General features: G+C 66.6%; 19 protein-coding genes. 10 read left to right on the top strand and 9 right to left on the bottom strand.

Annotation, left to right across the window (positions count from 1 at the left end; translation table 11 throughout):
• Window positions 1-83: 83 nt before the first annotated feature.
• Window positions 84-1,850 carry a gamma-glutamyltransferase gene (ggt, locus tag AC0Z35_RS17865; protein ID WP_485132201.1) on the bottom strand — a complete coding sequence of 589 codons (1,767 nt, stop codon included), beginning with the start codon at window positions 1,848-1,850 and terminating at the stop codon, window positions 84-86.
• Between the two features lie 114 nt (window positions 1,851-1,964).
• On the opposite strand from ggt, the gene AC0Z35_RS17870 reads away from it, so the two are divergent.
• The gene (locus AC0Z35_RS17870; protein WP_104143488.1) at window positions 1,965-2,870 is read left to right on the top strand and encodes a LysR family transcriptional regulator; all 906 of its coding nucleotides are present in this window, start codon (window positions 1,965-1,967) and stop codon (window positions 2,868-2,870) included.
• A gap of 198 nt (window positions 2,871-3,068) precedes the next feature.
• On the opposite strand, the gene AC0Z35_RS17875 is transcribed toward AC0Z35_RS17870, so the two are convergent.
• A complete protein-coding gene (locus AC0Z35_RS17875) occupies window positions 3,069-4,061 on the bottom strand; it encodes a tripartite tricarboxylate transporter substrate binding protein BugE (RefSeq protein ID WP_046806457.1) in 993 nt (330 codons plus the stop codon).
• A gap of 245 nt (window positions 4,062-4,306) precedes the next feature.
• On the opposite strand from AC0Z35_RS17875, the gene AC0Z35_RS17880 reads away from it, so the two are divergent.
• Window positions 4,307-5,206, top strand: coding sequence for an AEC family transporter (locus AC0Z35_RS17880; protein WP_104143486.1), 900 nt, complete (start codon window positions 4,307-4,309; stop codon window positions 5,204-5,206).
• A gap of 152 nt (window positions 5,207-5,358) precedes the next feature.
• Here AC0Z35_RS17880 and fumC read toward each other — a convergent pair whose 3' ends face one another.
• Window positions 5,359-6,753, bottom strand: coding sequence for a class II fumarate hydratase (fumC, locus tag AC0Z35_RS17885; protein ID WP_104143485.1), 1,395 nt, complete (start codon window positions 6,751-6,753; stop codon window positions 5,359-5,361).
• A 162-nt stretch (window positions 6,754-6,915) separates the two neighbouring features.
• On the opposite strand from fumC, the gene tsaE reads away from it, so the two are divergent.
• Both tsaE and AC0Z35_RS17895 read left to right on the top strand, forming a co-directional pair.
• A complete protein-coding gene (gene tsaE / locus AC0Z35_RS17890; protein ID WP_104143484.1) occupies window positions 6,916-7,455 on the top strand; it encodes a tRNA (adenosine(37)-N6)-threonylcarbamoyltransferase complex ATPase subunit type 1 TsaE in 540 nt (179 codons plus the stop codon).
• Window positions 7,383-8,765: an N-acetylmuramoyl-L-alanine amidase gene (locus AC0Z35_RS17895; protein WP_046806461.1), complete on the top strand. Its 1,383-nt coding sequence runs from the start codon at window positions 7,383-7,385 to the stop codon at window positions 8,763-8,765. The genes tsaE and AC0Z35_RS17895 overlap by 73 nt, the downstream gene beginning before the upstream one ends.
• A gap of 123 nt (window positions 8,766-8,888) precedes the next feature.
• Here AC0Z35_RS17895 and AC0Z35_RS17900 read toward each other — a convergent pair whose 3' ends face one another.
• On the bottom strand, window positions 8,889-9,524 hold the full coding sequence (locus AC0Z35_RS17900; RefSeq protein ID WP_082134590.1) for a VTT domain-containing protein: 636 nt from the start codon (window positions 9,522-9,524) through the stop codon (window positions 8,889-8,891).
• A gap of 102 nt (window positions 9,525-9,626) precedes the next feature.
• Here AC0Z35_RS17900 and mutL point away from each other — a divergent pair, with 102 nt between their 5' ends.
• A complete protein-coding gene (mutL, locus tag AC0Z35_RS17905; RefSeq protein WP_485132200.1) occupies window positions 9,627-11,780 on the top strand; it encodes a DNA mismatch repair endonuclease MutL in 2,154 nt (717 codons plus the stop codon).
• A gap of 2 nt (window positions 11,781-11,782) precedes the next feature.
• The gene (miaA, locus tag AC0Z35_RS17910) at window positions 11,783-12,751 is read left to right on the top strand and encodes a tRNA (adenosine(37)-N6)-dimethylallyltransferase MiaA (protein ID WP_485132199.1); all 969 of its coding nucleotides are present in this window, start codon (window positions 11,783-11,785) and stop codon (window positions 12,749-12,751) included.
• Window positions 12,752-12,912: 161 nt separating this feature from the next.
• Here miaA and purM read toward each other — a convergent pair whose 3' ends face one another.
• A complete protein-coding gene (gene purM / locus AC0Z35_RS17915) occupies window positions 12,913-13,962 on the bottom strand; it encodes a phosphoribosylformylglycinamidine cyclo-ligase (RefSeq protein WP_104143482.1) in 1,050 nt (349 codons plus the stop codon).
• Window positions 13,963-14,353: 391 nt separating this feature from the next.
• On the opposite strand from purM, the gene hda reads away from it, so the two are divergent.
• Genes hda through AC0Z35_RS17935 form a run of 4 tightly spaced genes read left to right on the top strand, consistent with a single transcriptional unit; the run spans window position 14,354 to window position 17,633 of the window.
• Window positions 14,354-15,055 (top strand): DnaA regulatory inactivator Hda, encoded by a 702-nt coding sequence (gene hda, locus AC0Z35_RS17920; protein WP_046806465.1) that lies wholly within the window; start codon window positions 14,354-14,356, stop codon window positions 15,053-15,055.
• Window positions 15,052-15,750, top strand: coding sequence for an HAD family hydrolase (locus tag AC0Z35_RS17925; RefSeq protein ID WP_046806466.1), 699 nt, complete (start codon window positions 15,052-15,054; stop codon window positions 15,748-15,750). Before hda ends, AC0Z35_RS17925 begins: the two co-directional genes overlap by 4 nt.
• On the top strand, window positions 15,750-17,141 hold the full coding sequence (gene pcnB / locus AC0Z35_RS17930) for a polynucleotide adenylyltransferase PcnB (protein WP_104143481.1): 1,392 nt from the start codon (window positions 15,750-15,752) through the stop codon (window positions 17,139-17,141). Before AC0Z35_RS17925 ends, pcnB begins: the two co-directional genes overlap by 1 nt.
• A 3-nt stretch (window positions 17,142-17,144) precedes the next feature.
• Window positions 17,145-17,633 (top strand): 2-amino-4-hydroxy-6-hydroxymethyldihydropteridine diphosphokinase, encoded by a 489-nt coding sequence (locus AC0Z35_RS17935; protein WP_485132198.1) that lies wholly within the window; start codon window positions 17,145-17,147, stop codon window positions 17,631-17,633.
• A gap of 96 nt (window positions 17,634-17,729) precedes the next feature.
• Here the strand turns inward: AC0Z35_RS17935 and AC0Z35_RS17940 are convergent, their stop codons facing one another.
• From AC0Z35_RS17940 to AC0Z35_RS17955, 4 genes are read right to left on the bottom strand one after another with little or no spacing between them, the layout of a single operon-like run.
• Entirely contained in the window at window positions 17,730-18,626 is an 897-nt protein-coding gene (locus AC0Z35_RS17940) for a sugar kinase (RefSeq protein ID WP_046806469.1), read from the bottom strand.
• Window positions 18,623-19,456 carry an HpcH/HpaI aldolase/citrate lyase family protein gene (locus tag AC0Z35_RS17945; RefSeq protein ID WP_485132197.1) on the bottom strand — a complete coding sequence of 278 codons (834 nt, stop codon included), beginning with the start codon at window positions 19,454-19,456 and terminating at the stop codon, window positions 18,623-18,625. Before AC0Z35_RS17945 ends, AC0Z35_RS17940 begins: the two co-directional genes overlap by 4 nt.
• Complete coding sequence (locus AC0Z35_RS17950; protein ID WP_104143475.1) at window positions 19,453-20,646, bottom strand: CaiB/BaiF CoA transferase family protein; 1,194 nt, start codon at window positions 20,644-20,646, stop codon at window positions 19,453-19,455. Before AC0Z35_RS17950 ends, AC0Z35_RS17945 begins: the two co-directional genes overlap by 4 nt.
• On the bottom strand, window positions 20,643-21,473 hold the full coding sequence (locus AC0Z35_RS17955) for an HTD2 family dehydratase (RefSeq protein WP_046806472.1): 831 nt from the start codon (window positions 21,471-21,473) through the stop codon (window positions 20,643-20,645). The genes AC0Z35_RS17950 and AC0Z35_RS17955 overlap by 4 nt, the downstream gene beginning before the upstream one ends.
• Between the last annotated feature and the right edge of the window lie 24 nt (window positions 21,474-21,497).

Genomic DNA, 21,497 nt, shown 5'->3' on the forward strand with positions numbered 1-21,497 from the left:
TCTGGCGGGGCGGCAAGGCATGGGCCTTGCCCGAAATGGGCGGGTGCGCATCGCGCCCCGCCTTGCTCCCGCCTTGCGCGGCTTCAACCGCCCTTGGCCAGCCCTTCGCGGCGCGGGTCCGCGCCCCCTTGCAAGCCCTGCCCGTCGATCACGATGCCGTGTATCCCGCTGGGAAATTCCGTGATGCGCACCGGATGCCCCATGGCTTCCAGCGCGGGCGCCAGCGCCTCCAGCGCAGTCCCCTTTTCCAGTTCGGTTTCCTTGTTGCGGCTGCCCATGTTGGGCAGCGCGATGGCGGCCTGCATGTCCAGGCCCCAATCCAGCACGCCCACGATGGTCTTGGCCACGTAGTTGATGATGGCGCTGCCGCCGGGCGATCCCACCAGCATGACGGGCTTGCCGTCACGCAGCACGATCATGGGCGCCATCGAGCTGCGCGGCCGTTTTCCCGCTTCGACGCGGTTGGCCACGAGCCGGCCTTCGGGGTCCTTGAACGACGAAGAAAAATCCGTCATTTCGTTGTTCAGCAAAAAACCGCGCACGAAGATCTTGCTGCCGAACTCGCTTTCGATGGTGGTCGTCATGGACAGCGCGTTGCCCTTGGCGTCCACCGCGACCAGGTGGCTGGTGGACGGCACTTCCAGCGCGTTGTCGCGGCCCAGGGTCAGCAGCTTGCCTTCGGGGTCGCCGGGCAGGGCCACCTTCATGCTGCGGTCGGGCTGAATCAACGCCCCGCGCGCGCGCAGATAGGCCGGGTCCAGCAGCGCGCGCACCGGCACGTTGACGAAGTCCGGATCGGCCACGTAGAAGTCGCGGTCGGCAAAGGCCAGCCGGCCCGCCTCGGAAAAATAATGCACGGCCTGCACGGAACCGGGCGTGTAGGTGGCGACCGGATACTGTTCCAGCTCGCCCAACATCTGCAACACCGCGATGCCGCCGCTGCTGGGCGGCGCCATGCCGCACAGCTGGTAGCCGCGATACGGCCCGCACACCGGGTCGCGCGTCTTGGCGCGGTAGTTGGCCAGGTCCGCCAGCGTCAGGTCGCCCGGTTTGGCGTGGCCGTGCACGGCGGCCACGATGTCGCGCGCGATGTCACCCTGGTAGAACGCATCGGCGCCCTGCTTGGCCACGGCGCGCAGCGTGCGCGCGAATTCGGGATTTTTCAGCACATGGCCTACTGGCCAGGGCGCGCCGTCGGGCGCGTAGAAATACGCGGCGGCGGCGGCCTGCGTGGGCAGCGCCTTGTTGCCGGCCAGCAGCGTGTGCAGGCGGGGCGACACGGCGAAGCCCTGTTCGGCCAGGTCAATGGCGGGCTGGAACAGGTCGGCCCAGGGCAGCACGCCCGCTTCTTTGTGGGCCAGTTCCAGGCCGCGCAACAAGCCCGGCACCCCCACCGACATGCCGTTGTTGACGGCCTGCGCAAACGGCAGCGGCTTGCCGTCGGCGTCCAGGAAACGGTCGGGGCGCGCGGCGGCGGGCGCGGTTTCGCGGCTGTCGACGGTCTGGATGCGCCCGGACTTGGCCGAATACCACACGATGAAGGCGCCGCCGCCGATACCGGACGATTGGGGCTCGACCAGGTTCAGCACCAGCTGCGTCGCGATGGCGGCGTCGATCACCGAGCCGCCCTTGCGCAGCATGGCATCGCCCGCCTCGGTAGCCAGCGGGTTGGCCGACACCATCATGTAATGCTTGGCGCGAACCAGTTCGCGCGCCTTGGCGCCGCTGGCGGCTTCGGGGTTGATGTCTTCGGTGGCCGGCGTGCGGGCCCAGGCGGCCGGGACGGGGGCCATGCTGGCCGTCAGGGTGGCGGCAAGCAAGACGGCGGCGGCGTGGCGGCAAGCGCGCATGGTGAGCTCCAGGGTGGCGCCGGGTGTCCGGCAGGCGTCCATGATGATCGGCCAGCGGGTCGCGCGCCGTCAACCGCTTAGAATCGCGGTTCCGGTCCCCTATCCTGTCCTGCCATGCGCCTGCGCCACATCGAAATCTTCGAAGCGATCCGTCGTACCGGTTCCCTGACCGAGGCGGCCGCCGCGCTGCATATCTCGCAGCCGGCCGCCAGCAAGCTGCTGGCGCACGCCGAGGCGCAGCTGGGCTTCAAGCTGTTTGATCGCGTCAAAGGCCGGCTGGTGGCCACGCGAGAAGCCGAGATCCTGACGCCCGAGGTCGCGCGGTTGAACCAGGACCTGAACAGCGTGCGCCGGCTGGTCGCCAACCTGCGCGACCGGCCGCATGGGCATTTGCGCCTGGGCTGCGCCCCCGCGCTGGGTCTGGGCCTGCTGCCCGGCGTGGTGCGCGACAGCCGCGACGCGCAGCCCGGCATCACGTTCGACATCCACACGCATCACAGTGCGGAACTCGTGCAAGGCCTGCTCACGCGCGAGCTGGACCTGGCCATTACCTTCGACACCAACGACTATCCCGGCCTGACGCGCACCGGCCTGGGCCACACCGAGCTTGTGCACCTGAGCCGTCGGCCGGCCACGGGGCCCATGCGCCTGGCCGAACTGGCCGATCCCACCGGTGAAACGCTGATCGTGCTGGATGCGGGCGATGCGTCCGGCGCGTTGCTGCAAATGGCGCTGGACGCGCAGGGGCTGGCGCCGCAGGTCTCCATCCAGGTGCAAACGCATTACGTGGCCTGCGCGCTGGTGGACGCGGGTTGCGGCGACGCCATTGTCGACGCCATCACCGCGCAGGCCATGTTGCGTCCCGGCATGAGCCTGCGCCGCCTGGAGCCCGCGCTGCGCGTGCCGATCAGCATCATGGTGCGCAACCAGGACCCTTTGTCGGCGCTGCATGCTGACCTGATCGAGCGGCTGCGCGCGGCCTGCGCCGCCCGCGTGGCGTCCTTGGATGTGGCGGGGTAGTCCGGGTAAATGGAGTAGCTGAAGCAGCCGGGCCGACGTTGCAAGACTGGCCGCGCGCGCATTCGGCCGCCGTCGTGTCGCCGTCGTGTCGCCGTCGTGCCGGCATCACTGCACGGCATAAAAAAAAACGGGCGCCCGTCAGGGCGCCCGTCTCATTTCAGCATCAGGAACCGGCTAGGCAGCCAGCCCCAAGCCGGATCAATCCAGCTTGATGTTCTGCTTCTTCACCACGTCTTGAGCCCAGTCGAACTGCTCTTTGATTTCCTTGGCGAACTCTTCAGGCGTGTTGCCCGACGGCGCCGAGCCCTGGTCGTCCAGCGCCTTGATGACCTTCGGGTCCTTCAGGGCCACGACGGCAGCGTCACGCAGCTTGTTCACGACCTCCATCGGCGTGCCCTTGGGGGCCAGCAGGCCGTACCAGACCGGCTGGTTCAGCACCGGGAAGCCGGCTTCCTTGAACGTGGGCACGCCCTTGACGGCGGGAATCTGCTCGGGCCAGGCGATGGCCATGGCGTTCAGCTTGCCCGCCTGGATCTGCGGCATCGAGGACGGCAGGTTGTCGAACAGGATTTCGATCTGGCCGCCGACGGCGTCGGCCACGGCCGGGCCCGAACCCTTGTACGGCACGTGCACGATGTCGGTGCCCGTGGCCATCTTGAACGATTCGCCCATCAAGTGCAGCACGCCGCACGTGCCCGAGCTGCCATACGAGTACTTGCCGGGGTTCTTCTTCAGTTCTTCGATGAAGCCCTTGAAGTCCTTGGCGGGGAACTTCGGATTCACGGCAACCACGTTCGCCGTGTTGGCGAAGTTGGTGACCGGCTGGAAGTCCTTGATCGGGTCGTACGGCAGGTCCTTCGGACGGCAGGCCGGGTTGACGGCCATGGTCGAGACCGTGGCGATCGACAGCGTGTAGCCGTCGGCATCGGCGCGCGCGGCTTCAGAGGCACCGATGGCGCCACCCGCGCCACCCTTGTTTTCCACGACCATCGGCTGGCCAAGTTCCTGGCTCATGCGTTGCGTCACGAGGCGCGCGATGATGTCGGTGGAACCGCCGGGCGCGAACGGAACGATCACGCGGATAGGCTTGCTGGGGTACTTGTCGGCGGCATGCGCGACGGAGGCGCCAAGCGTGCCGGCGGCGCCGGTAGCCAAAGCGATAGCAACGGCCAGGGAGCGAACTTTATTCATAGGTGTGTTTCCTCCAAGAGTGCGAGCCCGTATGTAAACGGACCGTTTTGAGATGGTCTCCGCCTGTGGACGGGCCAGCAGATAACGGTGGGAGCGCATTGCTTCTGTGCAGCGTGTGTGGCGCTGCTTTTATAAGGTGCTTGTGGCAGACGCGCCCGCCAGAATGACGGAGAATAGCAGCAAATGCTTACACCCGCATAGCGTGCCGATCCCCGGTCAACGCGCTGTTAAAACACCCTTTCCTCATGTCGGTCGCCTTCCTGGTTTTCCCTGATTTCATGCTGGTCGCGCTCGGTTGGGCGCTGCGTCACAAGCTGGGTTTTTCGCGCGAGTTTTTTGCGGGCACCGAGCGTCTCGTCTACTTCGTCCTGTTCCCCGCGCTGCTGTTCCAATCCATTCTGCGCACGCCCATCACCGCGGGCAACGCGGCCATGTTGCTACAGGCCACGGCGGCGGTGGTGGTGGCCGGCGTGGCGATGGCGTGGCTGGCCGGCTGGGTGTTGCGGCCGTCGTCGGTGGGGCTGGCGTCGTCGGCCCAGTGCGGGTACCGCTTCAACACGTATATCGGCCTGGCGCTGTCGGCAAGCCTTGCCGGCACGCAGGGCCAGACGGTGATGGCGCTGATCGTCGGCTTTGCCGTGCCCATGGCCAATGTGGCCGCGGTCTATGGCCTGGCGCGCCACAACGGCGGCAATCTGCTGCGCGAGCTGGCGCGCAACCCCCTGGTCGTGTCCACGCTGGTCGGGCTGGCATGCAACCTGGCGGGCCTGCACCTGCCCGGCCCCGTCGACACGGTGCTGGGGCGGCTGGGCGCGGCGGCGCTGGCGCTGGGGATTATTTGCGTAGGCGCCAGCCTGGCCTGGGAAGGCGGCAAGGGTTATGGCACGTTGATCGCCTGGATGCTGGCCGTGAAACTGGTCGCGCTGCCCGCCGTGGCGCTGGGCGTGGCGATGCTGCTGGGCCTGCCGCCGCTGGAAGCGCGCATGCTGCTGCTGTTCGCGGCCCTGCCGACGGCCTCGGCCGCTTATGTACTGGCCATGCGCATGGGGGGTGACGGGCGCATGGTGGCGGTGCTGATATCGCTGGGCACGCTGTTCTCGGCGGTGACGATACCGATGTGGCTGCTGCTGGCCGGGCAGCCCTGATCCGACGAAAAAAAGGCTGCCGGGTCGGGCAGCCTTGTTGGGCTTGGGCTGGGCTTGGGCTGGGCTTGGGCTGGGCTTGGGCTGGGCTTGGGCTGGGCTTGGGCTTGGCTTGGCTTGGCTTGGCCCTGTGCTTGAGCCCTGTCCCCAGACGTTTACGACTTGTGCGCGTTGGTCATGGACCCGGGCACCACCCATTCGGCGAACTGCGCTTCGGTCACGTAACCCAGCGCCAGCGCCGACTCCTTCAGCGACAAGCCTTCCTTGTGCGCCTTCTTGGCAATCTGCGCGGCCTTGTCGTAGCCGATGTGCGGGTTCAGCGCCGTCACCAGCATCAGTGACCGGTCGACCAGTTCAGCGATGCGCTCGTGGTTGGGTTCGATGCCGGCCGCGCAATGCGCGTTGAAGCTGGCCATGCCGTCCGTCAGCAGGCGCACCGATTGCAGGAAGTTGTGGATCACCAGCGGCTTGAACACGTTCAGTTCGAAGTTGCCGCTGGCGCCGCCAATATTGATGGCGACGTCGTTGCCCAAGACCTGCGCGGCCAGCATGGTGACGGCTTCGCACTGCGTGGGGTTGACCTTGCCCGGCATGATCGAGCTGCCCGGCTCATTTTCCGGAATGCTGATTTCGCCCAGGCCCGAACGCGGGCCGCTGGACAGCCAGCGCACGTCGTTGGCAATCTTCATCAGCCCGGCCGCCAGCGACTTCAACGCGCCGTGCGCGAACAGCAAGGCCTCGTGCGAGGCCAGTGCCTGGAATTTGTTGGGCGCCGACACAAAGGCCGTGCCGGTGGCATGCGCCAGATCGGCCGACACCTTGGCGCTGAATTCGGGATGCGCGTTCAGGCCCGTGCCCACCGCCGTGCCGCCAATGGCCAACTGATGCAGGCCGGGCAGCGTGGCGCGGATCTGCTGTTCAGCCAGATCCAGCTGCGCCACATAGCCGGACAGTTCCTGGCCCAGCGTCAAGGGCGTGGCGTCCTGCAAATGCGTGCGGCCGATCTTGACGATGTCGTAGAAGGCGGCGCTTTTCTCGGCCAGCGTGGCGCGCAACTGCTTCAGCGAGGGCAGCAGGTGATGTTCGACTTCGACGGCGGCGGCCACGTGCATGGCGGTCGGGAACGTATCGTTGGACGACTGGCCGCGGTTGACGTGGTCGTTCGGGTGCACCTTGCGCTCTTCGCCACGCACGCCGCCCAGCAGTTCCGAGGCGCGATTGGCCAGCACTTCATTCATGTTCATGTTGCTTTGCGTGCCCGACCCCGTCTGCCAGACCGACAGCGGAAATTCGTTGGGCCACTTGCCGGCGATGACTTCGTCGGCCGCGCGAATGATGCCGTCGGCGATCTTGGGGTCCAGCTCGCCAAGTTCGGCATTGACCTTGGCGGCGGCGCGCTTCAGGCGCGCCATGGCGTTGACCAGCGGGACAGGCATCTTTTCCGTGGAAATCGCGAAAAAATGCAGCGAACGTTGCGTTTGGGCGCCCCAGAGGTGATCCTCGGGGACTTCGATCGGCCCAAACGTGTCTTTTTCGATGCGGGTCTTCATGGCGCGTACAACTCCGTGGCGGCTGACAGTCGCAAAGCGCGGCGTCGGCCGCAAGCGACTTATTGAGAATGAAAATCACTAAATATATTAGCAGAAACCCGCATTCCTATAATTGCGGAAATCCGAAATCCCTCCACCGTTTTTTACCACTCGCCCCGCGCCATGTCCGCCCCTCTTTGCAGCCTGACCTTGCACCTGCCCGACGAAGCCGCCACGGAATCGCTGGCGCGGCAGCTTGCCCCGTTGGTTTCCGGGGGACAGACCGGGCCCGCCGGCGCCTGCATACACCTGCAAGGCGACCTTGGCGCGGGCAAAACGGCCTTCACCCGCGCCCTGTTGCGCGAATGCGGCATCACCGGCCGAATCAAAAGTCCCAGCTACGCGCTGCTTGAATCCTATAAAGTTTCTAACTTATACTTCTATCATCTTGATTTTTATAGATTTAGTGATTCACGCGAATGGTTGGACGCAGGATTTCGGGATTTACTGCGTGAAGACGCGGTGGTTTTGATCGAATGGCCGGAGCGGGCCGAGGGCCTTTTGCCCCCGCCCGACTTGCTGATTTCCCTGGCTTATGCCGATGAGGGCCGCGACGCCACCCTGACCGCGTACACCGCACGAGGACAAACATGGTTGAACGCGATTGTCCCCCCGCCAAAGACGGCGCCCTTCCCTCGGCAGGCGCCACCCGACGACGCCTGATCAGCGTCGCCGCCACTCTGCTCGTCTTGCCGGTCCTGCCGCGTCTGGCGCAGGCGGCAACGATCCTGGCCGTACGTACCTGGCCGGCCGACGAATACACCCGAGTCACGCTGGAGCTCGATAGCGAGCTGAAGGCGGAACAATTCACGCTTGAAAATCCCCATCGGCTGGTCGTGGATATCGAGGGACTGACCCTTAGCGCGGCCTTGAACGACCTGGTCTCCAAGGTCCGCCCCGACGACCCCTATATCCAAAGCCTGCGCGTGGCGCAGAACCGCCCGAACGTGGTGCGGCTGGTGTTCGACCTGAAGCAGCCCGTGGCGCCGCAGGTATTCACGCTCAAGCCCGTGGCCGACTACCAGTACCGCCTGGTGCTGGACCTGTATCCGAAGATCGCCCAGGACCCGCTGGTGGCGATCCTGAACAAAAGCGGCCCCGACGTCGACGACCCCCTGGCGCGCATCCTGGAAGACATCCAGCGCAACCCGGTTACGCGGGCCGACCCGCCCGAGCCGCCGCGCGTGCGCGGCCAGCAGCCGGCCCCGCCCCTGCCCACCGCGCCCAAGTCGCCCCCGGCCACCGCCGGCCGTGGCAAGCAGCGCATGCTGACCATCGCGCTTGATCCCGGCCACGGCGGCGAAGATCCCGGCGCCATCGGCAGCAGCGGCCTGCGCGAAAAAGACGTGGTGCTGCGCATCGCCCGGCGCCTGAAAGCGCTGATCGACAGCCAGCCCTACATGCGCGCCTACCTGACCCGCGACGACGATTATTTCGTGCCGCTGCATGTCCGCGTGCAAAAGGCCCGCCGCGTGCATGCCGACCTGTTCATCTCGATCCATGCCGATGCCTGGGTCAAGCCGTCGGCCAACGGCTCGTCGGTGTTCGCGCTGTCGCAACGTGGCGCGTCCAGCGCGCAGGCGCGCTGGATGGCCGACAAGGAAAACGCGGCCGACCTGATCGGCGGCGTCAACCTGGGCAGCCACGACCGTCAGGTGGCCAAGGTGCTGCTGGACTTGTCCACCACCGCGCAGATCAACGATTCGCTCAAGGTGGGCAACGCCTTCCTGGACGAAATCAAGAAGATCAACCGCCTGCACAAGAACAGCGTCGAGCAGGCCGGCTTTGCCGTGCTGAAAGCGCCGGACATCCCTTCGGTGCTGGTCGAAACCGCCTTCATCAGCAACCCGCAGGAAGAAGCCCTGTTGCGCAGCAATTCGCACCAGGACAAACTGGCGCAAGCCATGATGACCGGCATTCAACGCTACTTCACGGCCAACCCGCCGCTGGCGCGTCTGGGCGACGTCAGCTGAACCCGCCGGCGTAACCACCAACAACCGCGACAACGGTCGGGATAAAAAAAGGGCGATGCGCTTGATGGCGCATCGCCCTTTTTTCGACCCCGCGCAGCGTTGCGCGGGGTGGCCCTTGGGCTGTTACGCCCGGCGTGACTTGATGAGCTTGAACACGCCCGCGCCCACCACGGGCACGATCGCGGCGGCCAGGCCCAGCAGGACGATGGTGTTCAGGTGTTCGCGCACCAGCGGGATGTTGCCGAAGAAATAACCGGCCGCCACCAGGCTGATCACCCAGAACAGGGCGCCCAGGATGTTGAACATCTGGAAGCGCGACATCGACATATCGGCCACGCCCGCCACGAAGGGCGCGAACGTGCGCACAACGGGAATGAAGCGCGACATGACGATCGTCTTGCCGCCGTGCTTTTCGTAGAACGCGTGCGTGCGCATCAGCGCGCCCCGGTCCAGAAAGCGCAAGTTCATGGAGAACACACGCGGGCCGATGTAGCGCCCTATCATGTAGTTCAGCGTGTTTCCGGAAATGGCGGCCACGATCAGCAGCACGGCCATCAACACCGGGTCGATATGCCCCGTGGCGCCGAATGCGCCCGCGATGAACAGCAGGGAATCGCCGGGCAGGAACGGCAACACGACCAAGCCGGTCTCGGCGAATACGATCAGGAACAGCACCAGGTACACCCACACGCCATATTGCGCGACCCAGACGCCCAGCGTCTTGTCGATGTGGAGGACCATATTGAAAAATTCGAGCATTCAGCGGCCTGGAAGTCGGAAGAAAGGTTAAACCTTCGCGACTATAGCCCACCGGCCCATGACGCTAAAATCGTCCACACAGCACCATCAGACTTTAGCCTAATGACAGAACGCCGTTCCATTCTTGCGCTTCCCGACCTGTTGATCAGCCAGATTGCCGCTGGCGAAGTCATCGAGCGGCCCGCCTCCGTGCTCAAGGAAATTCTTGAGAACGCCATCGATGCGGGCGGCCGCGCCATTGAAGTGCGCCTGGAAGGCGGCGGCATCCGCCGCATTGCCGTCACGGACGACGGCGGCGGCATTCCGCCCGACGAGCTGCCGCTGGCGCTGGCGCGTCACGCCACCAGCAAGATCCGCTCGCTGAACGAGCTGGAATCGGTGGCGTCGATGGGGTTTCGGGGCGAGGCCCTGGCGTCGATTGCCTCGGTGGCCCAGGTGACCATCATTTCGCGCACCCGCGACGGCGAGCATGCCTGGCAGATCGATGCGGGCAGCATGCAGGTCAGCCCCGCTTCCGGCCCACCGGGCACCACCGTGGACGTGCGGCAGCTGTTCGATGCCGTGCCGGCGCGGCGCAAATTCCTGCGGTCCGAGGCTACCGAATTCGGCCATTGCGTTGACGCGATGGAACGCATCGCGCTGGCGCATCCGCAGATTGCGTTCCGCCTGTTTCACCATGATCGCGCGCAGCGGCAATGGTTGCCGGCCGAGCCGCCCCAGCGCATCCGCGACGTGCTGGGCGCGGAATTCGCCGAGCACGGGCTGCTGCTGTCGCACTCGGTCGGCACGGTGAGCTTGGCCGGGATGATCACCCGCCCGACCGCCGCCCGCGCCCGCGCCGACCGCCAATACCTGTACGTAAACGGCCGCTACGTGCGCGACCGCACGGTCAGCCACGCGCTGCGCGCCGCCTATGCCGACGTGCTGCACGGCGACCGCCAACCCGCGTACGTGCTGTTCCTGGACATAGACCCGGCCGCCGTGGACGTGAACGTGCACCCGGCCAAACACGAAGTCCGCTTCCGCGATAGCGGCGCGGTGCACCGTTTTGTGTCGCACGCCGTGGGCCAGACGCTGGCGCAGACGGGCGGCTCGTCCGCCGTCACGCCTTCGCGGCAGGAGCAGGAGGAAGACGGCGGCTTTGAGACCGTGGCGTCGGCCACGGCGGCAGGGGGCTCCGGTTCGGGCTTGGGTTCGGGTTCTGGCTTGGCGGCCGGCTCGGGCTTGGGTTCCGGCTCGGGCTTGGGGGCCGGCTCGGGCTTGGGTTCCGGCTCGGGCTTGGGGGCCGGTTCAGTTTCCGGATCGGGTTCCGGATCGAGCTTGGCTTCTGGGTCGGGCTTCGGCGCCGGCGCCGGTGCCGATGCCGGTCACACTGCCGTCGCGGACGCCGCCTCCGCCCACGCACGCACTCAGGACGGCCACGGTGCCTCCGGTACTGCGCCGAACGCCCTTCGCCCCGGCTACACCGGCCAGAACGCCGCCTACGGCCTGCGTCCGTCGCCCGCGCCGCAACGCGCTCACACCCAGGTGCCGTTCCGCCTGCATAGCGAGCCCGCCGGCATCCCCGCCGCCGACTGGCAATCCCTGTATCGCCCCCTGAACGACGACACGGCCGCCCAGGTCACGCCGGTCAGCGAGCCCCGGCCCGCGCCCTCCTTGCCCATGGACGAGGAACATCCGTTGGGCATGGCGCTGGCGCAACTGCACGGCATCTACATCCTGGCGCAGAACCGCCGGGGCATGGTGCTGGTGGACATGCACGCCGCGCACGAGCGCGTCGTCTACGAACAGCTTAAGCAGGCGTTGGACGCGCGCAGCCTGCCGCGCCAGGACCTACTGGTGCCGGTGGTGTTCCACGCCCAGGAAAAAGACGTGGCGCTGATCGAGGAATTTGAAGAGCAGCTCAGCGAGCTGGGTTTCGAGATGCGCCCTTCCGGCCCCACGTCCATCGCCGTGCGCTCGGTGCCCGCCATCCTGGCGCGCGGCGATATCGAAACGCTGGCACGCGCGGTGTTGCGTGACCTTGGCGCCGTGGGCGTATCGCGCCTGTTGACCGAACAACGCAACGAACTGCTGTCCACCATGGCGTGCCACGGATCGGTGCGCGCCAACCGCAGATTGACCATCGAAGAAATGAACGGGCTGCTGCGCCAGATGGAAGCCACCGAACGCGCCGACCAGTGCAACCACGGCCGCCCGACCTGGGTGCAATGGTCGGTGTCCGACCTGGACAAGCTCTTTCTGCGCGGACAATAAGTTTGCCCTCTTCCCTGCCCCCCGATACTCCGCTGGTGATTTGCCTGGCCGGCCCCACGGCCGCCGGCAAAAGCGCGTCCACCCTGGCCCTGGCCGAGCGCTGGCCGATGGAAATCGTCAACGTCGATTCGGCCACCATCTACCGAGGCATGGATATCGGCACCGCCAAGCCCTCGCCCGAGGAACAGGCCCGCGTACCGCAGCACCTGCTGGACATCCTGGACCCCGCGCAGTCGTATTCGGCCGCCGAGTTTCGCGCCGATGCGCTGCGATTGATCGACGAGATCCGTGCGCGCGGGCGCATTCCGCTGCTGGCCGGCGGCACGATGATGTACTACAAGGCCCTGCGCGATGGGCTGGACGACCTGCCTCAGGCGGACCCCGCCTTGCGCGCCGAAATCGAAGCGCGCGCGGCCATCCAGGGCTGGCCCGCGCTGCATGCCGAACTGGCGCGGCAAGACCCCGTCACCGCGGCGCGCCTGGCGCCCAATGACAGCCAGCGCATCCAGCGCGCGCTGGAAATCTGCCAGTTGACGGGTCAACCGATGTCCGCATTGCTGTCGCGCGGCCAGCAAAAGCCGGACGACGACGCCAACCACTACCTGACCATCAGCCTTGAACCGTCGGAGCGCGCCGCGTTGCACGCGCGCATCGAACAGCGCTTTGACGCCATGCTGGCCAACGGCCTGCTGGACGAAGTGCGCGCGCTGCGCGCCCGGGCCGATTTGCATCCGGGGCTGCCGTCCGTGCGCTGCGTGGGCTATCGGCAGATGTGGGCGCATCTGGACGGCGAGGTCGACCTGCCCACCGCGCGTGAACAGGGCATTGCCGCCACGCGCCAACTAGCCAAGCGCCAGATCACCTGGCTGCGCGCCCAGCCCGACCGCGTCATCGTCGACTGCCTGGCCAGCGACGCGGTGGCGCAAACCATCGACGCCGTGGCGCTGGCGCTGGCGGGCAAGCGCTTGTAGCAGAATGACGCTTGCCCAAGTCGCGCCTCGCGCGTGGCAAAACGTGGCGAAATGCGGCGAAACGCCGGCGACAGCACGAGCTGCTTCGGGCCCGCCCATGAAAAAACCCGCCAACGGCGGGTTATTTCATGCTCATGCACGCGAAGCGAAACCAGTCGGGCTTACACCACGAAGGTTTGCGCCATGCCTTCGGCCTGCGCGACGATTTCGCCGATCTTGTTGACCGTTTCACCTTGCTCGCGCAAGGTCGCGGCGATGGCGTCGGCCTGGGCCGCATCCACCACCAGCACCATGCCGATGCCGCAGTTGAAGACGCGGTGCATTTCCGTGTCTTCAACGCCGCCCTGCTCTTGCAGCCACTGGAACAGCTTGGGCATTTCCCAGCCGTCGCGATGCAGCTTGGCCGACAGGCCGGCTTGCAGGATGCGCGGCACGTTGTCCAGAAGGCCGCCGCCGGTGATGTGGGCCAGGCCCTTGATGTCGGTGCCGTGCTTGGCCAGCGCGGCCAGCACTTGCTTGACGTAGATGCGCGTGGGCGCCATCACCACGTCAACCAGCGGCTGGCCGTGGAAGTCGTCGGTCGGCTTGGCGCCGGCGCGTTCGATGATCTTGCGCACCAGCGAAAAACCGTTGGAGTGCACGCCGCTGGAGGCCAGGCCCAGCACCACGTCGCCCGGCTTGATCGACTTGCCGTCGATGATCGCGGACTTTTCCACCGCGCCCACCGCAAAGCCGGCCAGATCGTATTCGCCGTCCGGGTACATGCCCGGCATTTCAGCGGTTTCACCGCCGATCAGCGCGCAGCCCGACAATTCGCAGCCCTTGGCAATGCCGCCCACCACCGACGCCGCCGTGTCCACCGAAAGCTTGCCGCAGGCAAAGTAGTCCAGGAAGAACAGCGGCTCGGCGCCCTGTACCAGGATGTCGTTGACGCTCATGGCGACCAGGTCGATGCCCACGGTGTCGTGGCGGTTCCATTCGAACGCCAGGCGCAGCTTGGTGCCCACGCCGTCGGTACCCGACACCAGCACGGGCTCGTTGTACTTCTTGGGCACTTCGAACAGCGCGCCAAAGCCGCCGATACCGGCCAGCACCCCGGGGCGCATGGTGCGCGCGGCGAGGGGTTTGATACGGTCGACCAGGGCGTCGCCTGCGTCGATGTCGACACCGGCATCGCGGTAGGTCAAGGGGGCTTTAGGTTGATTCGTCATGAGAAATGCCGTGGGGTATGTAACAATTGCTGGGAATTTGGTGGAACGCCCCGCATTTTACGATGTTGCGGGCCTGTGCAGGGTTCGGACTGGCCGGGCGCCGCGAAAGCGGCGGGGGCGAGACGGGCTGGCCGGGGGGCAAAAAGGGCGCAAACCCAAGCCTGGCAAAGCCCTTGAGCGCGACACCATCCCCCCAGGTGGTTTAAAGTGTTGGGTTGGCCGGGTTGGATTTTGCCAGTTTCTGGCGGGCATTACCCGAATCGGCCCCGTGTATCACCGTTTTTTGGCTTTTCCGGCAACACCGGCATGCCCATCGCGCCGCAGCGAGCCTTGCGCAGACGTACCGCGCAGGGCATTGGAAGTACCGAACAAGCCTGATTGATAACCTCTCATGAACCGCCAGCTGCTGCTCGACGTTCTTCCCGCGCCAGCGCCATCGCTGAACAACTATATCGCCGGCCCCAACGGGGAAGCGCTGGCGGCCGTGCGCGCGCTCAATCCGGGTCGCGCGCTGTATATATGGGGCGCCGCGGGCTGCGGCCGCACTCACCTGCTGCGCGCCCTGACCGCGCGGCCGGACGCCGTCTTCGTTGATCCGGCCAAGGGCGAAACCATGCTGCGCCGCCTGGCCGAAGCCGATTCCAAATCGCCCATGCCGAAATTCGTGGCGGTTGACGACGTGCACCGCATGGACGACAGCCGCCAGGCCGCCTTGTTCGCGCTGTACAACCGCTGGCGTGAATCCGCCGCCACGGGCCGCGCGTTTGCGCTGGCGCTGGCCGGCGACCGCGCGCCGCTGTCCATGCCGCTGCGCGAAGACCTGCGCACCCGCCTGGGCTGGGACCTGGTGTTTCGCCTGGACCCGCTGTCCGACGCCGACAAGCTGGCCGCGCTGTCCGCGCAGGCCGCCGAACGCGGCATGCACCTGGCTCCCGAAATCATCAACTGGATGCTGATTCATCACGAACGCGACATCCGCAAACTGGCCGCGTTGATCGACGCGCTTGACCGCTATTCCCTGGCCACCGGCCGTCCCATCACCCTGCCATTGCTGCGCGCCATGCTCGCAGATCCTGATTCGCAACGCACATGACATCCCGACGTCTCGCCCTGTTCGACCTGGACCACACCCTGTTGCCGCTGGACAGCGACTATCAATGGGCCGACTACCTGGCCCGCACCGGCCGCGCGGGAGACCCCGTCCAGGCCCGTCGCCAGAACGACGACCTGATGGACCGCTACAACCGCGGCGAACTCACCGCCGAACAGGCCGCCGAATTCATGCTGGGCCTGCTGGCGGCGCATTCGCCGTTCGACCTGGCCGACTGGCACGAAGAATTCATGCGCGAAGTCATCCGCCCGTCCATCACGGTCGACGCGCGCGCGCTGGTGCAATCCCACCTGGACGCCGGCGACCTGTGCGCCATCGTCACGGCCACCAACAGCTTTGTCACCGCCCCCATCGCGCGCGCCTTCGGCGTGCCCTACCTGGTCGCCACCGACGCCGAATACCTGCGCGGGCGCTATACCGGCCGCATCCTGGGCACGCCCAGTTTCAAGGAAGGCAAGGTTGTGCGCGTGAACGAATGGCTGTCCAATCTGGGATTGGCGCTTGCGGATTTCCCCGAATCGTTTTTCTATAGCGATTCGGTCAATGATGTGCCTCTGCTGGAAAAGGTGACCCGTCCGATCGCCGCCAACCCCAGCCCGACCCTGCGCACCATCGCAAAGGACCGTGGCTGGCAAGTGATCGACTTGTTCGACCACATGGAAGACTCGAAGTCCTAATGATCACTGAAACCATAAAAAAATTCGTCGGCCGCTTGTTCGCGCCGGCACCCCGGGGGCCGTTGCGCATTGGGCGCGACAAGCACGGCATTGATCGCCGTAACGTTTCTCGCCACGCCATCAAGGTCTGCGAAGTCTTGCGCCAGCACGGCTACGAAGGCTATATCGTGGGCGGAGCGGTGCGTGACCTGATCGTCGGACTGGAACCCAAGGATTTCGACGTGGCCACCAACGCCACGCCCGAACAGATCCGCCCGCTGTTCCGCCGCGCGCGCATCATCGGCCGCCGCTTTCAGCTGGTGCACGTGGTGTTTGGCCAGGAAATCATCGAAACCTCCACCTTCCGCGCCCCGGCGTCCGAAGAGCAGGAAACCGATGAGCACGGCCGCATCCTGCGCGACAACGTGTTCGGGTCACAAGAAGAAGACGCCAAGCGCCGCGACTTCACCATGAACGCGCTGTACTACGACCCGCACACCGAGGAAGTCATCGACTACCACAACGGTGTGGCCGACCTGAAAAAACGCCAGGTCCGCATCATCGGCGACCCGGTCAAGCGTTACCGCGAAGACCCGGTGCGCATGCTGCGCGCCGTGCGTTTCGCCGCCAAGCTCAACGGCACGATCGACCCCGCCACGCGCGAGCCCATCAGCACCATGGCCGAGCTCATCGAAAACGTGCCGGCCTCGCGCCTGTTCGACGAAATGCTCAAGCTGTTGACCTGCGGCCACGCCATGGACTGCCTGCGCCAGCTGCGCGCCGACGGCCTGCACAACGGCCTGCTGCCCTTGCTGGACGTGGTGCTGGAGCAGCCCGGTGGCGAACACTTCGTGGAGCTGGCGCTGGAACGCACCGACGCCCGCGTGCGCGCCGGCAAGACCGTCAGCCCCAGCTTCCTGTTTGCCGCGCTGCTGTGGCAGCAGGTGGATGTGCGCTGGAAGCAGCTGCGCGCGCAGGGCGAACACACCATACCCGCGCTGTCCCAGGCAGCCGATTCGGTGCTGGACGAACAGACGGAAAAGCTGGCCATCCAGCGTCGCTTCTCGTCCGACATGCGCGAGATCTGGTTCATGCAGCCGCGTTTCGAGCGCCGCATGGGCAAGACGATTTTCCGCATGATCGAACAACCGCGCTTCCGCGCCGCCTGCGACTTCCTGCAATTGCGCGCCGCTGCCGGCGAATTCGACAGCGTGTTGGCACAGTGGTGGATGGACCTGGCCAATGCCGACGACGTGACGCGCGCCGACATGATCGAGGAAGTGGCGCGCCTGCCGCGCGAGGCGGGTGATGGCGGCATGGGCGGCATGGGCGGCCCCGCTGCGTCGACCGGCACGCGCAAGCGCCGGCGTCCGCGCCGTTCGCCGTCGCGCGGCCCGGCCACCCCCGAGTAAACCGTGTCGCCCGCTTTGGTCCGCGCCTATATCGGCCTGGGCGCCAACCTGGGCGACAGCGCGGCCACCTTGCGCCGCGTGCTGGCCCAATTGCAGGCCACGGACGGCATCGACGCCGTGACGGCGTCGCCGTTCTACCGCAGCGCGCCGGTGGACGCCGCCGGCCCCGACTTCGTCAATGCGGTGGCGGCACTGGACACGCGGCTGCCGCCGCTGGCCTTGCTGGATGCGCTACAGGCGCTGGAAAACCAGCACGGGCGGCTGCGCCCTTACAAAAACGCCCCGCGCACGCTGGATCTTGATCTGTTGACATACAGCGACGTGTTGCTGGATCACGAACGGCTGATCCTGCCGCATCCGCGCATGCATCAACGCGCGTTCGTGCTGCTGCCGCTGCACGACCTGGCGCCGGACATGCTGGTGAATGGCCGGCCGATTTCGACGTGGGTCGCCCAGATTCGCGATCAGGCGATCGAACGCTTGCCGGATTGATCGGGCAGGCAGCCTGCAAGCTTGGGCTCGATGGCTGCCCGGATGCCTGCCCCGATGCCTACCCCCGGCGCCTGCCCCCGCCGACCGCCCCCGCGCCTACGCTTTAGGCGCAAACGCCATCATCGCGCGTTCCACGTCTTCCACTTGCGGCAACCCGGCCTCGTTGCCCAAGTGCTGGATCTTATGCGCCGACGCCGCGCGCGCAAAGGTGAAGTGTTCCAACCAGGGCAGCTCCGGCCGGTTCAAATACGACCACACATAGGCGCCGTGAAACACGTCGCCCGCGCCCGAGGTATCCACGATGCGTTCGCCCGGCACATCCAGCGATGGCAAGGTGTCGACGCGCCCCGTTTCGTCATACCAAAGCATGCCGCGCTCGCCCATCGTGACGGCGCCGATGCGGCAGCCGCGCGCCTTCAGCAAGTCCAGCAGCCGGGCTGGGCTCAGCTCCAGCTGTTCGCACATGCGCTCGGCGCACACGGCCACGTCGATATGGCGCAGCAGCTCGTCGGTGTTCTCGCGCACGCCGCCGCCGTCCAGCGACGTCAGCACGCCCGCCTGCCGGCACGCGCGCGCATAGTGCAGCGCGGCATCCGGCTGATGCCCGTCCAGGTGCAATGCGCGATACGCGCCGACATCCAGCCGGGGGAAATCATTCAGGTACTGCACGTCGCGCGCGCGCACGATGGCGCGCTTGCCGTGGTTGGGCATGATGAACGACAACGATGACCGGCGCACGTGCCGCGCATGCAGCGTGATGCCGTGCGCGGCGGCCATGTCGGTGTACATGTGGCCCAGCCAATCGGGCGCCAGCGAACAGATCAGGTCGGGCGGCGTGCCCAGCTTGCCGCAAGCAAACGCCGCCGTGACGGCGTTGCCGCCGAAGGACACGGCGTAGTCACGCGCCACGCTTTTTTCGTCGCCGGTGGGCCATTCGTCGGCCAATACGGTGACGTCGATGTAGGTATGCCCGATAAACAGCGCATGGCTCATGGGGGGGTCTGTTCCCCGGCCTGCGCCAGCACCAGCCGCGCGCGCGCGATCACGGGCGCGTCCACCATCTTGCCTTCCAGCATGAAGGTGCCCGCCGCCGTCTCGCGATGTGCAGCCACCACGCGCCGCGCCCAGGCCAGTTCTTCGCGCGCGGGCACGAAGGCCGCGTGAATCACCGGCACCTGCGCCGGGTGGATGCACAGCATGCCGCCAAAGCCCATTTGCTGCGCGCGCGCCGCCGCGGCGGCCAGCCCGGCCGTGTCCTGCACGCCGGGAAACACGCCGTCCAACGCGGGCGCGAGCCCGGCGGCGCGGTTGTGCAGCAATACCTGCACGCGCGCCTGATCCAGCACGGTTTCGGCGCCGGGGGTGTCGGGGGTCAGGCCCATGTCAAGCGCGTAGTCCAGGCTGCCGAACGCCAGCCGCGCCACGCCGGGCGTGGCGGCCACTTCGGACGCGTTCAGCAGCCCGCGCGCGGTTTCAATCAGGGGGATGACGGGCAGACCGGTTTGCGCCACGTGCCGCACCTGCGCCAGTGTTTCTGCCTTGGGCAGCAGGATGCCCGCGATGTTGGGCCGGCCACGGCAGGCTTTCAGGTCATCGTCGTGCCAGGACGTGGACGCGTCGTTGATGCGCACCCACAGGCGGGCGTCGCGATGCGTCCCCAGGAAGTCGCACAGCGCCTCGCGGGCAGACGCCTTGGCCAGATGCTCGACAGCGTCTTCCAGGTCCACGATAACGGTGTCGGCCCCGGCGGCCAGCGCTTTGGGGATGCGCTCGGCGCGCGACGCCGGCACGAACAGGGCGCTACGAACGACGGAATGCGTCACACGACCTCCGAAGCATGCAATTGCGCCACCTGATCGGGCGCGTATCCCAGCGATGCTAGCACCGCATCCGTGTTTTCGCCCACGGCGGGCACGGCGGCCATGCGCGGCGCGAATGCGCTGCTGCTGGCGGGCGGCAACAGCGCGGGCAGCATGCCGGCCGGGCTGTCGACCTGGCTCCAGCGCGCGCGCGCCTGCAATTGCGGGTGCGCCCACACGCCGGCCATGTCATTGACGCGGGCGTTGGCGATCTGGGCATCTTCCAGCCGCTGTGTGACCTGTTCGATCGACAGATCGGCAAACGCCGCCACGATCAGGTCGCGCAACGCGTCGCGGTTGGCGGTGCGCTGCGAATTCGAGATAAAGCGCGCGTCTTCCGCCAGCGTGGGCTGGCGCAGCACCTGCGCGCAGAACACCCGCCATTCGCGTTCGTTTTGCAGGCCCAGCATGATGGTCGAGCCATCGCCCACCGGAAACGGGCCATAGGGATAGATCGACGCATGGGCCGCCCCCGCGCGCACGGGCGGCTTGGCGCCTTCGAACGCGTAGTACATCGGAAAGCCCATCCACTCGACCATGCTTTCCAGCATGGACACGTCCAGGCGGCTGCCCAGGCCGGTTTTCTGGCGCAGCAACAAGGCGTTCAGGATGGCCGAATACGCGTACATGCCGGCCGCGATATCGGCGATGGAACACCCGGCCTTGACCGGATCGTCCTTAGTGCCCGTGACCGACAGAAAGCCGCTTTCGCTTTGGATCAGCAGGTCATACGCCTTCTTGTCCTGATACGGGCCGCCCTCGCCATAGCCGGAAATATCGCAGACGATCAGGCGCGGATAGCGCGCGTGCAGGGCCTCGAACGACAGCCCCAGCCGGGCCGCCGCGCCGGGCGCCAGGTTTTGCACCAGCACGTCGGCCGATTCCAGCAGGCGTTCCATGATGCCGCCCGCCTCGTCGCGCTTCAGGTCCAGCGTCAGGCTTTCCTTGGACCGGTTGGTCCAGACGAAATGCGAAGACAGGCCACGCACGCGTTCGTCGTAGCCGCGCGCGAAGTCGCCGCTGCCGGGCCGTTCGATCTTGATGACGCGCGCGCCCATGTCCGCCAGTTGACGGGTGCAAAAGGGTGCGGCGATGGCGTGTTCCAGGCTGACGACGGTAATGCCGTCCAACGGGCGGGATGCCTGTGTGCTCATTCGGTAAACCTCAGTTCGGCTTGATGGGCCAGCGTGCCGTCCTGCTCGGCCCACAGCTGGGCGACGCCCGGCTCGGTCAAGCGGCCGGCCACCTGGAAGGGCGTAGGCGAAATCAGCGGACGCAGGCCGCGGTAGCTCAGGTGCGTAGGGCGAGCTCGGGGATGGGCGCGCGTAAAGGCGGCAACCATCTCGGTGGCAATCAGGGGGCCGTGCACGACCAGGCCCGGATACCCTTCCACGTCCGTGACATAGGGGTGGTCGTAATGGATGCGATGGCCGTTGAAGGTCACCGCCGAATAGCGGAACAGCAGCACTGACGTAGGGTTGACGGTGTCGCGCCATTGCGCCTGGGGCGCGGGCTCGCTGCCCGACAGCTTGGGCGGCGACGGCTGGCGGTAGACGATGTCCTGCTCTTCTTCGATGACGATGTCGCCGGCCTGATGGTATTCATGGCGCACGGTGACGAACAGCAGCGCGCCGGTGCGGCCCGCCTTCTCTTCAACCTTGAGCACCTTGGACACCCGTTCGGCCGGCACGCCCACCTTCAAAGGCTGATGCCATTGCACCCGGCCGCCCGCCCACATGCGGTTACGGTCCTGTGCCGGCGGCAAGAAGCCGCCGCGCGCGGGGTGCCCATCCGTCCCCAACCCGTCCATGCCCACCGTGCTGATGAAAAACGCCCATTGCCACAAGGGCGGCAGGGCCTCGCCCACGCCCGGCGCCTGACCGCCCAGGGTGGCCGCGATGCGCGCGGCGTGGCCGGGGTCCATGGCGTCCGGCTTGCGTTCGCCGCTGCCGATCCAGGCTGCCGGGTCTGTAGAAGTCATGCCCATATCCTTTGGTGGGGTTGT

It is taken from the genome of Achromobacter sp. 1L-A-4-B-C2 (genome assembly GCF_057291955.1).

What these genes read in the sequence shown, in the direction of transcription:
- AC0Z35_RS17940 (WP_046806469.1), bottom strand. Translation starts at nt 18,626, where the DNA reads ATGAGCCATGCGCTGTTTATCGGGCATACCTACATCGACGTCACCGTA.
- AC0Z35_RS17875 (WP_046806457.1), bottom strand. Translation starts at nt 4,061, where the DNA reads ATGAATAAAGTTCGCTCCCTGGCCGTTGCTATCGCTTTGGCTACCGGC.
- AC0Z35_RS17870 (WP_104143488.1), top strand. Translation starts at nt 1,965, where the DNA reads ATGCGCCTGCGCCACATCGAAATCTTCGAAGCGATCCGTCGTACCGGT.
- purM (WP_104143482.1), bottom strand. Translation starts at nt 13,962, where the DNA reads ATGACGAATCAACCTAAAGCCCCCTTGACCTACCGCGATGCCGGTGTC.
- AC0Z35_RS17880 (WP_104143486.1), top strand. Translation starts at nt 4,307, where the DNA reads ATGTCGGTCGCCTTCCTGGTTTTCCCTGATTTCATGCTGGTCGCGCTC.
- AC0Z35_RS17955 (WP_046806472.1), bottom strand. Translation starts at nt 21,473, where the DNA reads ATGACTTCTACAGACCCGGCAGCCTGGATCGGCAGCGGCGAACGCAAG.
- ggt (WP_485132201.1), bottom strand. Translation starts at nt 1,850, where the DNA reads ATGCGCGCTTGCCGCCACGCCGCCGCCGTCTTGCTTGCCGCCACCCTG.
- tsaE (WP_104143484.1), top strand. Translation starts at nt 6,916, where the DNA reads ATGTCCGCCCCTCTTTGCAGCCTGACCTTGCACCTGCCCGACGAAGCC.
- AC0Z35_RS17925 (WP_046806466.1), top strand. Translation starts at nt 15,052, where the DNA reads ATGACATCCCGACGTCTCGCCCTGTTCGACCTGGACCACACCCTGTTG.
- mutL (WP_485132200.1), top strand. Translation starts at nt 9,627, where the DNA reads ATGACAGAACGCCGTTCCATTCTTGCGCTTCCCGACCTGTTGATCAGC.
- AC0Z35_RS17900 (WP_082134590.1), bottom strand. Translation starts at nt 9,524, where the DNA reads ATGCTCGAATTTTTCAATATGGTCCTCCACATCGACAAGACGCTGGGC.
- hda (WP_046806465.1), top strand. Translation starts at nt 14,354, where the DNA reads ATGAACCGCCAGCTGCTGCTCGACGTTCTTCCCGCGCCAGCGCCATCG.
- pcnB (WP_104143481.1), top strand. Translation starts at nt 15,750, where the DNA reads ATGATCACTGAAACCATAAAAAAATTCGTCGGCCGCTTGTTCGCGCCG.
- fumC (WP_104143485.1), bottom strand. Translation starts at nt 6,753, where the DNA reads ATGAAGACCCGCATCGAAAAAGACACGTTTGGGCCGATCGAAGTCCCC.
- AC0Z35_RS17950 (WP_104143475.1), bottom strand. Translation starts at nt 20,646, where the DNA reads ATGAGCACACAGGCATCCCGCCCGTTGGACGGCATTACCGTCGTCAGC.
- AC0Z35_RS17895 (WP_046806461.1), top strand. Translation starts at nt 7,383, where the DNA reads ATGGTTGAACGCGATTGTCCCCCCGCCAAAGACGGCGCCCTTCCCTCG.